At 72.0% G+C, this 12,124-nt stretch carries 8 protein-coding genes; 3 read left to right on the top strand and 5 right to left on the bottom strand.

Annotated elements, in window-relative coordinates; translation table 11 throughout:
• Nucleotides 1–62 precede the first annotated feature (62 nt).
• From ACGFIM_RS07735 to lon, 4 genes are all read right to left on the bottom strand, one after another.
• On the bottom strand, nt 63–890 hold the full coding sequence (locus tag ACGFIM_RS07735) for a MetQ/NlpA family ABC transporter substrate-binding protein (RefSeq protein WP_393196308.1): 828 nt from the start codon (nt 888–890) through the stop codon (nt 63–65).
• A gap of 8 nt (nt 891–898) precedes the next feature.
• Nucleotides 899–1,555, bottom strand: a complete 657-nt coding sequence (locus ACGFIM_RS07740) for a methionine ABC transporter permease (protein ID WP_393196311.1) — start codon at nt 1,553–1,555, stop codon at nt 899–901.
• Nucleotides 1,552–2,514 carry a methionine ABC transporter ATP-binding protein gene (locus tag ACGFIM_RS07745; RefSeq protein ID WP_393196314.1) on the bottom strand — a complete coding sequence of 321 codons (963 nt, stop codon included), beginning with the start codon at nt 2,512–2,514 and terminating at the stop codon, nt 1,552–1,554. The genes ACGFIM_RS07740 and ACGFIM_RS07745 overlap by 4 nt, the downstream gene beginning before the upstream one ends.
• A 930-nt stretch (nt 2,515–3,444) precedes the next feature.
• Nucleotides 3,445–5,808, bottom strand: a complete 2,364-nt coding sequence (gene lon, locus ACGFIM_RS07750) for an endopeptidase La (protein ID WP_393196317.1) — start codon at nt 5,806–5,808, stop codon at nt 3,445–3,447.
• 253 nt (nt 5,809–6,061) lie between these two features.
• Here lon and ACGFIM_RS07755 point away from each other — a divergent pair, with 253 nt between their 5' ends.
• The 3 genes from ACGFIM_RS07755 (at nt 6,062) to ACGFIM_RS07765 (ending at nt 10,842) form a co-directional block, all read left to right on the top strand.
• Nucleotides 6,062–7,780, top strand: a complete 1,719-nt coding sequence (locus ACGFIM_RS07755; protein WP_393196320.1) for a histidine kinase — start codon at nt 6,062–6,064, stop codon at nt 7,778–7,780.
• On the top strand, nt 7,777–8,433 hold the full coding sequence (locus ACGFIM_RS07760) for a response regulator transcription factor (RefSeq protein WP_364054105.1): 657 nt from the start codon (nt 7,777–7,779) through the stop codon (nt 8,431–8,433). The genes ACGFIM_RS07755 and ACGFIM_RS07760 overlap by 4 nt, the downstream gene beginning before the upstream one ends.
• A gap of 1,047 nt (nt 8,434–9,480) precedes the next feature.
• Nucleotides 9,481–10,842 carry a phenylacetate--CoA ligase family protein gene (locus ACGFIM_RS07765; protein ID WP_393196323.1) on the top strand — a complete coding sequence of 454 codons (1,362 nt, stop codon included), beginning with the start codon at nt 9,481–9,483 and terminating at the stop codon, nt 10,840–10,842.
• A 277-nt stretch (nt 10,843–11,119) separates the two neighbouring features.
• Here ACGFIM_RS07765 and ACGFIM_RS07770 read toward each other — a convergent pair whose 3' ends face one another.
• The gene (locus ACGFIM_RS07770; RefSeq protein ID WP_393196326.1) at nt 11,120–12,112 is read right to left on the bottom strand and encodes an Lrp/AsnC family transcriptional regulator; all 993 of its coding nucleotides are present in this window, start codon (nt 12,110–12,112) and stop codon (nt 11,120–11,122) included.
• Nucleotides 12,113–12,124: the final 12 nt, after the last annotated feature.

The raw sequence follows: 12,124 nt of genomic DNA on the forward strand, positions 1-12,124 counted from the left end.
GCCCGTGCGGGTGCTCTGGCGCGGGCGGAGGCTCACACCGGCACCGGTGGGGACGACCCGGGTCACTGGGCCGGGATGACCGAGCCCTGGTACTTCTGCTGGATGAAGTCCTTGACCTTCTGGTCCTGCAGCAGCTTGCCGAGGGTGACGATGTTGGCGTCCTTCTCGTGGCCGCTCGGCACGACCAGGCCGTTGACGTACGGGTTGCCCTCGGTCTTCTCCAGCACCAGCGCCTCCGACGCGGGCTTGAGCCCGGCCTCGATGGCGTAGTTGCCGTTGATGACCGCGGCGTCCACGTCCTCGAGCGAGCGCGGGAGCTGCGCCGCCTCCAGCGGCTTGAACTGCAGGTTCTTCGGGTTCTGCGCCACGTCGCGCTCGGTGGCGGCGGTGCCGACGCCGTCCTTGAGCGTGATCAGGCCGTTGTCGGCGAGCAGCTTGAGCGCGCGGCCCAGGTTGGTGGCGTCGTTGGGCAGCGCCACGGTGGCCCCGCCGGGCAGCGCCGACACGTCGGTGACCTTCTTGGAGTACAGGCCGAGCGGCTCCAGGTGGACGCCCGCGACGAAGGTCAGGTGCGTGCCCTTGCTCTTGTTGAAGTCGTCGAGGTACGGCCGGTGCTGGAAGTAGTTGGCCGTCAGCTTGCCCTCTTCGAGCTGCACGTTGGGCTGCACGTAGTCGGTGAACTCGACGACTTCGAGCTTGAGCCCGGCGGCCGGGGCGAGGTTGTCCTTGACGAAGTTGAGGATCTCCGCGTGCGGCACCGGGTTGACGCCCACCTTGATCACGTCGTCGGCGGACTCGGCCTGAGTGGAGCCGGTCGCGGACTGCGACGCGCCGCATGCGGCGAGCGACAGAGCCAGCGCGACAGCACCCACAATGCGGTGGATTTTCATGATTTTCCTTACTTGTGTGAAAGGCGCCGAGCGACCCAGTCGCCCAGGCTCTGCAGGACTTGCACGATGACGAGCAGCAGTACGACCGTCACGATCATCAGGAGCGTCTCGAACCGCTGGTAGCCGTACCGGACGGCCAGGTCGCCGAGCCCGCCGCCGCCGAGCGTGCCGGCCATGGCGGAGTAACCGATGAGCGCCACCACGGTCACGGTCAGGCCCGCGACCAGGCCGGGCAGCGCCTCGGGCAGCAGGACCTTGCGCACGATCGCGGTCCTGCTCGCGCCCATCGCCTGGGCCGCCTGGACGACGTCCCTGCCGACCTCGCGCAGCGCGGTCTCGACCAGCCGGGCGTAGAACGGCACCGCGCCGACGGTCAGCGGCACCACGAACGCGGCCGTCCCGATGGTGGTCCCGACGACCAGCCGGGTGAACGGGATGATCGCGATCATCAGCACGATGAACGGCAGCGAGCGCCCCACGTTCACGATGAACCCGAGCGCGGACTTCAGCGCGGGCAGCGGGCGCAGTCCGTCGCGGTCGAACACCACCAGCGCGACGCCGAGCGGCAGCCCGAGCAGCAGCGTGAACAGCGTGGACCAGCCGACCATCGCGGCCGTCTCCAGCGTCGCCGGGCCCAGCAGCGGCAGCATCTCTTCCCAGGTCACGCGGCCTCCCCCGCTTCCTCCACGATCAGCCCGCAGTCACGCAGGTACGCAAGCGCCGCCTGCCGGTCGGAGCCGTCGAGCACGACGCGCAGCCGGCCGACCGAGCCGCCCGCCAGGTCCTCGATGGAGCCGCCGAGGATGCTGAGGTCCACGTCGAACTTGCGCACCACCTCCGACACCACGGGCTGGCGCGGGTCGCCGGTGAACGTCAGCGTCACCGACCCGGCCGGCGCGGGCTCGGGCAGCGGGAAGATCTCCCTGGTCAGCCGGGATCCCGGGGTCCTGATGAGGTCGGCGATGGAGCCGGACTCCTCGATGCGGCCGCGCGACATGATGGCGACCGAGTCGCAGACGCTCTTGACCACGTTCATCTCGTGGGTGATGAGCAGGATCGTCAGGCCCAGCTCGGCGTTGAGCCGCTTGAGCAGGGCGAGGATCGACTGCGTGGTGCCCGGGTCGAGCGCCGAGGTGGCCTCGTCCGACAGCAGCACCGACGGGTTGCCCGCCAGGGCCCTGGCGATGCCGACGCGCTGCTTCTGGCCTCCGGAGAGCTGGTGCGGGCGGTCCTTGCCGCGCCCCTCCAGGCCGACCAGCTCCAGCAGCTCGGCCACCCTGCGTTCCCGCTCCGCCCTGGGCACGCCCATGATCTCCAGCGGAAAGGCCACGTTCCCCGCGACCGTGCGCGAGGAGAGCAGCGCGAAGTGCTGGTGGATCATGCCGATGCGCTGCCTGGCGCGGTTGAGCTCGCGGTCGCCGAGCGCGGTGAGGTCCTGTCCCGCGACGGTGACGGTGCCCGCGGTGGGGCGTTCGAGCAGGTTGACGCAGCGCAGCAACGTGCTCTTGCCGGCGCCGCTCTGGCCGAGCACGCCGTAGATCTCGCCTTCGCGCACATGCAGGTCGACGCCGTCGAGCGCGACGGTGTCGCCGTACTGCTTGCGCAGGCCGGAAGCCTGGATCACAGAGAATCCCCACGACTGAGGGCGGCCACGTGGCGGGCCGCGGGAACGGACATCACCGGAAGGGCGGGCGCGCGCCTAGAGGCGCGCGGAAGTCAGTGCATGCCGGGGTGGAAGGGCAGGTGACTCAGCCTGCGCAGCACGTGACCTGGTCTGATCATGACGGCCTTCGACGTCGAGGAACGGGCGGGTGGGTCTGCTTCTCAGCGGGCCGGCATTCGCCCCATACGCAGGCGGCGACACGCGGCGCCCAGGGGGACGCAGCGATCGGTCGCGTGTGCCTCGTTCACGCCCGGGTCAACGACGGTGATCTTTCCCGCTATTCCCGGTCTCTTCAGTGATATACGTCACGTCCATCGCGGTGGACCGCCCCACCGCGACCGACCGGCCGGCCGGGTGAGCGCGCACAGCCTCCTTTTCGGAAGGCGCCTCAGCCGCCCAGCAGCCCGGAAGCGGCAGAGCAAGCACCCCGACGAGACGCCCGTCCAGCCCCGTGCCCAGCAGCCCAGAGGCGGCGGACCAGCGGGAAGGGCCGCGCGCGGCGCCCCTCCGAAGCGACGCCCGCCCACCCGCCGGCCAGCGAGCAGCGCGGACGCCGCAGGGCGCGAAGGCCGGGGACCGGCCCGGAAGCGGGCGGAGGCGGAAGCACGGAGGACGCCGGTCCGCGGCGGCTCGGGGGCGCGGAGGCGCCGGCTCCCGCGGGAGGGTGGGGCGCCGGTGCGGGGGCACGAGCGAGTGAGGCACAGGCGTGCGCGGATCGAGCAGGCAGGGCACGGGCGAGCCGGCGACGAGAGCGGGGCCCAAAAACGGGCCACGAGCGTGCGGGGGCGCGGGTCCTCCGTCACCGGCGGCACGCGTGACCGCCCCGCCGTACCCCAGGAGGCCGGGCGCGGCGGGGCGGTGGCTCGTGGCGCGGCACGGACCGGGCGGCGGTCAGGCCGCGACGGTGGGGGCGGCGACCTCGGCCGGGCTGAGCGCGATGTCGAGGACCTCGCGCACGTCGCTCACCGTGTGGATGGTGAGCTCCTTGCGGACCTCCTCGGGCACGTCGTCGAGGTCGGGCTCGTTGCGCGCCGGGATGAGGACGGTCGTGATGCCGGCCCGGTGTGCGGCGAGCAGCTTCTGCTTGACGCCGCCGATCGGCAGCACGCGCCCGGTCAGCGAGATCTCGCCGGTCATGGCGACATCGCTGCGGACCAGCCGCCCGGACAGCAGCGAGGCCAGCGCCGTCGTCAGCGTCACGCCCGCGGACGGCCCGTCCTTCGGCACCGCGCCCGCGGGGAAGTGGATGTGGACCGAGCGGTCCTTCAGCGCGGTGACCGGCAGCTCCAGCTCGGCGCCGTGGGAGCGCAGGTAGGACAGCGCGATGCGGGCCGACTCCTTCATCACGTCGCCGAGCTGGCCGGTCAGCGTGAGGCCGGTCTCGCCGGTCTCGGGGTCGGCCAGCGACGCCTCGACGTACAGGACGTCTCCGCCGGCCCCCGTGACGGCCAGGCCGGTGGCGACGCCGGGAACGGAGGTGCGCTGCTTGTTCTCCGGCAGCGACGACTCGGGCACGAACCGCGGCCGTCCGAGGTAGCCGACCAGGTCCTCCTCGCGTACGGTGACGGGCAGCTCGTCCTTGGCCGCGATCTTGCGCAGGATGCGCGCCACGGAGCGTTCGAGCGAGCGGACGCCCGCCTCGCGGGTGTACTCGGCGGCCAGCTTGCGCAGCGCGGGCTCCTCGACCGTGACCTCCTCGGCCGCGAGCCCGGCCAGCTCGAGCTGCCTCGGGACCAGGTGGTCGCGGGCGATGGCGACCTTCTCGTCCTCGGTGTAGCCGTCGAGCGTGACGACCTCCATGCGGTCGAGCAGCGGCCCGGGGATGGCCTCCAGCACGTTGGCGGTGGCCAGGAACAGCACGTCGGACAGGTCGAGCTCGACCTCGAGGTAGTGGTCGCGGAACGTGTGGTTCTGTGCCGGGTCGAGCACCTCGAGCAGGGCGGCCGTGGGGTCGCCGCGGTAGTCGGCGCCGACCTTGTCGACCTCGTCGAGCAGCACCACCGGGTTCATCGAGCCGGCCTCGCGGATGGCGCGGACGATGCGGCCGGGCAGCGCGCCGACGTAGGTGCGGCGGTGACCGCGGATCTCGGCCTCGTCGCGTACGCCGCCGAGCGCGACGCGGACGAACTTGCGGCCCATCGCGCGCGCAACGGACTCGCCGAGCGAGGTCTTGCCGACTCCGGGAGGGCCGGCGAGCGCCAGCACGGCGCCGCTGCGGCGGCCGCCCACCACACCGAGCCCCTTCTCCTGGCGGCGCTTGCGCACGGCCAGGTGCTCGATGATGCGGTCCTTGACGTCGGCGAGGCCGGTGTGGTCGGCGTCGAGGACGGCCCGCGCGTTGGCGAGGTCGTAGTTGTCCTCGGTGCGGACGTTCCACGGCATGTCGAGGACGGTGTCGAGCCAGGTGCGGATCCAGCCGGTCTCGGGCGACTGGTCGGAGGTCCGCTCCAGCTTGTCGACCTCCTTGAGCGCGGCCTCGCGCACCTTGTCGGGCAGGTCGGCGGCCTCGACGCGGGCGCGGTAGTCCTCCTCCTCGCTCTCGGCGGAGTCGCCGTTGAGCTCCTTCAGCTCCTTGCGGATGGCGTTGAGCTGCTGGCGCAGCAGGAACTCGCGCTGCTGCTTCTCCATGCCCTCCTGGACGTCCTTGCGGATCGTCTCGGCGACGTCGAGCTCGGCCAGGTGCTCGCGGGACCACTCGATGAGCTTGGCCAGCCGTTCCGCCGGGTCGGGCTGCTCGAGCAGCTCGACCTTCTGCGCGGTGCTGAGCCACGGGGTGTAGCCGGAGCTGTCGGCGAGCACCGAGGGGTCGTCGATCTGGTTGACCTGGTCGACCACCTGCCAGGCGCCGCGCTTCTGCAAGATCGTGGTGGCCAGGGCCTTGTACTCCTTGGCCAGTTCGTGGGCGCGGTCGCCGACGGGGACGGGGTCGATGGTGTCGGCCTCCACCCACAGCGCGGCGCCGGGGCCGGTCGTGCCGGTGCCCACGCGTACGCGGTCGACGCCGCGCACGACGGCGGCGGGCTCGCCGCCCGGCAGCCTCCCGACCTGCTCCACCACGGCACGGACGCCGATGGCGCCGTAGCGGCCGTCTATGCGGGGAACGAGGAGGACCCGTGGCTTGTTGCCACCGGATGCACGGGCCGCCTCGATCGCAGCGCGCACCTCGGAGTCGGACAGGTCCAGCGGGACCACCATGCCCGGCAGGACGACGGCGTCGTCAAGCGGCAGGACCGGCAGGGTCAAGCTCTCACTCATACGAACTCCAAAGGGTTGAGTTATACCGACTCAATTCATTGGAGCCTCGCATTGTTCCCTTCCTTGCCGGTGTTCGCTCACGGCGATCGTAATGATGTAAGCCATCCATCCCTAGGGTTAAGGCAGGATCAAACCTCGGTGTGACGACTCCCGCGAAGGTCGCGTTTTATTGTTGAACAGGCGTTTTCTCTGCTCCTCCCCGCTCGCCGGAGGAGCCGGACGACCGAACGGGGGTGTCGTGAAGAAGGGGGCGGTGCGGCGTACGACGAGTGCCGTGGTGCAGCCGTTCCTGCTCGCCCTCTACCGAGGCGAGGCCGACCCGATGCCGCAGGGGCGCCGGCTGACGTTCCGGGTGCCGCGGCCGGTGCGGCGGGTGCTGCCGCTGCGGACCATCAACCTCGTCCAGGTCGCGGACGGCCTGCTGACGCTCATCCTCTACAACATCACGCTCGGCTGGCTGGAGCAGGTGCGAGCCGAGGCCTCGATGATGGCGCGCGACGGGCTCCCGTTGCCACTCTCCGAGGGCTATCCCATGTTGGCCGCGATCGGCGTGGCGCTCCCCGTGGCCCTGCGCCATCGCTGGCCGCTGGCCGCCTGGCGGGTGGCCTTCGCCGCGGTTCCTCTCAGCGTCTGGATCGAGCTCACCCGTGCCCCCGACCTCGCCCCTTATCCGGATTCGATGGTCATCGGCTACCCGCTGGTGCTCTACTCCGTCGCCGTGCGCTGCGAGCGGCGCATCACCGTGGGCGTGTGGGTGCTCACGTTCCTGGCCGCGTGGATCATCCATCCCAACTCCATGCCGCTGGTCGTCGTGTTCACGACGATCGCGCTGCTGTTCGGCTACAACGTGCGGGTGCGGCGCAGCGCCACCGCCAAGCTCGTCGAGGAGGAGCGGCGCACCAGGCAGGCCGAGAGCGCGCAGGCCGTGCTGGAAGAGCGCGCCCGCATCGCGCGCGAGCTGCACGACGTGGTCGCACACCACATGTCGGTGATCGCCATCCAGGCCGAGGCGGTGCCGCTCAAGGCGGCGGGCGACCCCGCGCAGTTAGAGGCGGGCCTCGCCGAGATCAGAACGCTGTCCCTCGAGGCCATCGCGCAGCTTCGCCAGGTGCTCGGCGTGCTGCGCGACCCCACCGGGCAGGCCGACACCGCGCCGCAGCCTGGGCTCGACCGCATCGACGAGCTGGCCGCCAACGCGCGCGCCGCCGGGCTTGCGGTGCTGGTCAAGCGGAGCGGGGAGCTGAGCGGGCTGCCGTCGGCGGTGGAGCTGTCGGCGTACCGGATCGTGCAGGAGTCGCTGTCGAACGTGATGCGGCACGCGCCCGGCGCGGCCGTCGCCGTCGACATCGCCCGCGTGGGCGGCGAACTCCATCTCACCATCGTCAACGGCCCCAGCCCCGCCCTGCCGCAGGGCTCTGATCGTGACCCTTCGGGCACCGCCCTGACATCCGGCCGCCCGACCGGCGAGCTCGGGTCCGGGTACGGCGGCCAGGGGGCCATCGGCCGGCCTGGGAAGGCCGGCGAGCCTGGGCCGGACGTCCAGCCCGCGCAAGACCGCGGTCGCCGGCGCGGCGGAGCCCCCGGGGACGATGCGCTGGAGGGCAGAGCCTCGTGGGACGGCGCCACGGACGACAGCGGCACGCAGGACGGTGCGCGAAGCAGTGCGGCTGCGCGGGACAGCGCGGAGAGCGGCGGCGCTACGCGGAAGGGCGCCACGGGCGGCGGGGCTGCGCCGGACGGTGCCACGGGCAGCGGGGCTGTACGGGACAGCACGGCGAGCGGCGGCGCTACGCGGAAGGGCGCCACGGGCGGCGGGACTGCGCGGGACGGTGCCAGGGGCAGCGGGCACGGGCTCATCGGGATGCGGGAGCGGGTGGCGCTGCTCGACGGCACGCTACAGGCAGGTCCCGTGCCCGGTGGCGGGTTCGAGGTGCGGGCCACGTTACCGATCGCGGGAAGGGAGAGCACGTGATCAGGGTGCTGATCGCGGACGACCAGGGCATGGTGCGCACCGGGTTCACGGTGTTCCTGAGCGGCCAGCCGGACATCGAGGTGGTGGGCGAGGCGGCCGACGGGCGCGAGGCCGTCGAGCGGGCCGCCGAGCTCAAGCCCGACGTGGTGCTGATGGACGTGCGGATGCCGGTCATGAACGGCCTCGAGGCCACCCGGCAGCTCATGGCCCGCGACATCGGGGCGAAAGTGCTCATCCTGACGACGTTCGACCTCGACGACTACGTCTACGAGGCGCTGCGGGCGGGGGCGAGCGGGTTCCTGCTGAAGGACGCCTCGGCGGCGCAGCTCGTGGAGGCCGTACGCGTGGTCGCCGCCGGGGAGGCGCTCCTCGCGCCGGCCATCACCAAGCGGCTGATCACCGAGTTCGCCCGGCTCGGCTCGCCCCGCCCGGTGCCGGGGCGGCGGCTCGACGAGCTGACCGAGCGGGAGACCGAGGTGCTCCTCCTGGTCGCCCAGGCGCTGTCCAACCAGGAGATCGCCGAGAAGCTGTTCGTGGCCGAGCAGACGGTGAAGACGCACGTGGGGCGGGTGCTGATGAAGTTGGGCCTGCGCGACCGCGCTCAGGCGATCGTCTACGCCTACGAGTCCGGCCTCGTCCGCCCCGGCGAATGACCGTCCGCCCGCCATGCGGCCCGGCGCCGGTCCCGCGGCCGGCCCGTGGCACAGGGCCAGGGACACGACGGTCCCGGGCACCCGGGCGCGGATCGCACTCCGCCCTCGTCACCGCGCAACTCCCACCACCACACGGCCAGCGCAAACCGAGCCGGTGACACAACCGACCCAGGTGCCGAGTGCCCCTCACCCCTGCCCTCGCGACCACACGACCCCCACCACCACACGACCCCCACCACCACACGACCAGCGCAAACCGAGCCGGTGACACAACCGACCCAGGAGGTGCCGAGTACCCATCACTCCCGCCCTCGTGCAAGAGGGATTCCCGCCACTGCGCGGCCGCGGCGGGCTTGAAGCCGGGGCGGGTGACGCGGCCCGGCCCCAGGCACGGGGCCGATGCACCTGAGGCCGGGCATCCCGCAGGGCCGAGGACCGTGCACGCAGGGCCGAGGACCGAGCGCACAGAGCCGGGAACCGAGCACGCAGAGGCGGGATTCGCGTGCGAGGCCGAGGACCGTGCGCGTGAGGCCGAGGGTCCCCGCGGCCGGAGGTGGGCGGCGCAGCCCCGAGGAGCGTGCGCGACACCAGAGACCGTGCGTGCGATGCCGGGAACCATCAACACGACCACCAGAGACCACGCGCGTGACACCGGACAACCATCAACACGACCACCAGAGACCACGCGCGTGACACCGGGAACCGTCAACGCGATGCCGGGGACAGTGCGTGTGGGGCGGGGATTGTGGTTGGCGTGAGCACGGGTCCGGTTGGGGCCTGGTCTCGTGCGTGTTGGGGCCGGGCTTGGTGTCACGGTCGGGAGCGTCGGAGCGAGCCGCATCCCCTCGTGCACGTGGGGACGGCTGGCCCATGTGGCGGCGGCTGACGTGCGGCATCGCTCATGCGCGTGGAGCCGCGCTGGCTGCGTAAGGCGGCGGTGTGCTGGTGTCGCCTGGGATGTCCTCGTGGGCAGTGGCCTGGAGAGGAGGTGCCGGTCCGGTGGCCGGGGTGGTTTTCCTGGGGGCGGTGGGGTCGTACAGTCGGCGGGTGGATCCCGTTGAGCTCTTTCACGAGGTGGCGGCCACCGTGCCGGCTTACGGCAGGTTCCTGGCCGAGCATCGGGTGGATCCGGCCAAGGTGCGGACGCTCGCGGACTTCGCGGCGCTGCCGATGACGACCAAGCAGAACTACACCCGCCGCCACCCCCTGCCCGACCTGTGCAGGAACGGCGTGATCGGGGACATGATCGCCGTGTCGTCGGGATCGACGGGCGAGCCGTCGTTCTGGCCGCGTTCGGTGTCGGACGAGCGGGTGATCACGGACCGGTTCGCGGAGGTGTTCGGCGACGCGTTCGGGGCCCGCGGGCGGCGCACGCTGGCGGTGGTGTGCTTCGCGCTCGGCACGTGGGTGGGCGGGCTGTTCACGGTGAGCTGCTGCCGTCACCTGGCCGGGCGCGGGTTTCCGATCACGGTGGTGGCGCCGGGCACCGACCGGCGGGAGATCCGGCGGGTGCTGCCCGAGCTGGCCCCGTACTTCGACCAGGTGGTGCTGCTGGGCTACCCGCCGTTTCTGAAGAACGTGATCGACACCGAGGACCTGCCGTGGCACGAGTGGGACCTCAAGCTGGTGACGGCGGGCGAGGTGTTCAGCGAGGAGTGGCGGGCGCTGGTGGCCGAGCGGGCGGGCATCGCCGATCCGCTGCGCGGCATCGCCTCCCTGTACGGCACGGCCGACGCGGGCGTGCTGGGCAACGAGACGCCGCTGTCGGCGGAGATCCGGCGTTTCCTGTCGGGCAGGCCGGACCTGGCGAGGGAGATCTTCGGCGAGTCGCGGCTGCCGACGCTCGTCCAGTACGACCCGCAGGTCCGCTACTTCGAGGAGCACGCGGGCACGCTGCTGTTCTCCGGCGGCAACGGTGTCCCGCTGATCCGCTACCACATCGCCGACGAGGGCGGCGTGCTGCCGTACGACCGGCTGCTGTCCTTCGTCGCCGCGCACGGTTTCAAGCCGTCGGCGAGCGGTCCTGAGCGGCCGTTCGTGTACGTGTTCGGCCGCGGCCACTTCACGGTCTCCTTCTACGGCGCGAACGTCTACCCGGAGAACATCGCGGTCGGCCTGGAGCAGCCGGAGGTGAGCGGGGCGGTGACCGGCAAGTTCGTGCTGGAGGTGGCCGAGGACGAGCGGCGCGACCGGACCCTGACGGTCACGGTGGAGCTGATGCCGGGCGTGCGGCCGTCGGATGAGGTGGCGGCCGCCGCCGGCGAGGCGATCCTGGGCCAGTTGCTCCGGCTGAACAGCGAGTTCGCCGCCTACGTGCCGCCCGAGCGGCGGCGGCCGGTGATCCGGCTCCGCGAGGCCGGCGACCCGGAGTACTTCCCACCGGGTGCCAAACACCGCTACACCCGCTAGCCGGCCGACCGGCCCGGTCCGGTGGAGCCGATGCCGGGCGTGCGGCCGTCGGCTCGGCCCCCTTCGTGCTCCGGCGGCTGCTCCGATGGCGGCCTCTTTGCGCCTGCCGACGCCGCTGCTCGTGATGAGGCGCCGCACCGGGTGTGCCGGGGCTGGGGCCGGGCAGCCCGCCAAGGCCCCGCCGATCGTGGCAGGGCGCCGCCTGGGCGGCCGTGCCGGGCCGGACCCCCGGCGACCGTCCCGGGCTGGCGGCTCAGCGGCCCGTGCCGGGTCTTGGTCAGGTTTTCAGGGCCGCGGCGATTCTGCTTTCCGCCCACGGCACCATGAGGAAGCCGCGCTTGACGGTCAGCACCTGCACGCCGGCCGTCCACGACTGGATGCCGGGGATGGAGGCCAGCGTGCGCGAGGTGAAGTGGTGCAGGTCGGCGGTGGTGGGGACGATGACCTCGCAGATGAGCGAGGCCTGCCCGAGCACCGACGCGATCATGCGGACGCCGCGCTCGCCGGAGAGCCGCTCGGCGACGCTGTCCTGCATGCTCGGCTCGATCGACAGCCAGAAGAGGATCTCGGCCTCGTAGCCGAGCGCGGCGGCGGGGATGAACGTGGTGACGCTGGCGCAGCCGCGTTCGAGCATGGCTTCGAGCCGCCGCCTGGCGGTGCTCTCGCTGATGCCGACGCGGCGGCCGACGGACTGGAAGCTGGCCCGGCCGTCGTCGCGGAGCGCGGCGAGCACTTCGCGGTCGACGTCGTCGAGGTGGCCGGGTTCGCAGGTGTGACCGGGCATGGGCGTGGCGAAGGCGCCCTTGCCCGGCCCGAGCAGCGGCGCGCTCCAGTCGTAGCTCACCTTGTACGTGTGGAGCACGAGGTCGGCGTTGCTCTGCTGCGCCCCGGGGATGGACTGGACGAAGTCGACCAGCATCGAGTACAGGTCGCGGTGTTTGGGGGCGACCAGCTCGAACACGATGTCGTAGCCGCCGGTGACGATGGTGACGTACCGGATGTCGGGGTTGGCGGCCAGCAGGCCCGCCACCCTGAGCTGGCTGCCGGGCGCGCAGGTGAGCCGGACGAGGAACACGTGGACGGGTCCTTCGTGCTCCAGGTGCGGCAGCACCGCGACCCGGGCCAGCCCGGCGCCGAACAGGTGCTGGGCCCGCCGCGCCACCGTCGTGGTGGAGGTGCCGATGAGCTGGGCGATGTCGGTCCAGCTCGCCCGGCCGTTCACGTGGAGCGCGGCGAGGATCTTGCGGTCGAGGTCGTCGAGATCTTCCATCGGGGGCATCAT

It is taken from the genome of Nonomuraea sp. NPDC049309 (assembly GCF_043196965.1).
Taxonomy (GTDB): domain Bacteria; phylum Actinomycetota; class Actinomycetes; order Streptosporangiales; family Streptosporangiaceae; genus Nonomuraea; species Nonomuraea fastidiosa.

What these genes read in the sequence shown, in the direction of transcription:
- ACGFIM_RS07735 (WP_393196308.1), bottom strand. Translation starts at nt 890, where the DNA reads ATGAAAATCCACCGCATTGTGGGTGCTGTCGCGCTGGCTCTGTCGCTC.
- lon (WP_393196317.1), bottom strand. Translation starts at nt 5,808, where the DNA reads ATGAGTGAGAGCTTGACCCTGCCGGTCCTGCCGCTTGACGACGCCGTC.
- ACGFIM_RS07770 (WP_393196326.1), bottom strand. Translation starts at nt 12,112, where the DNA reads ATGGAAGATCTCGACGACCTCGACCGCAAGATCCTCGCCGCGCTCCAC.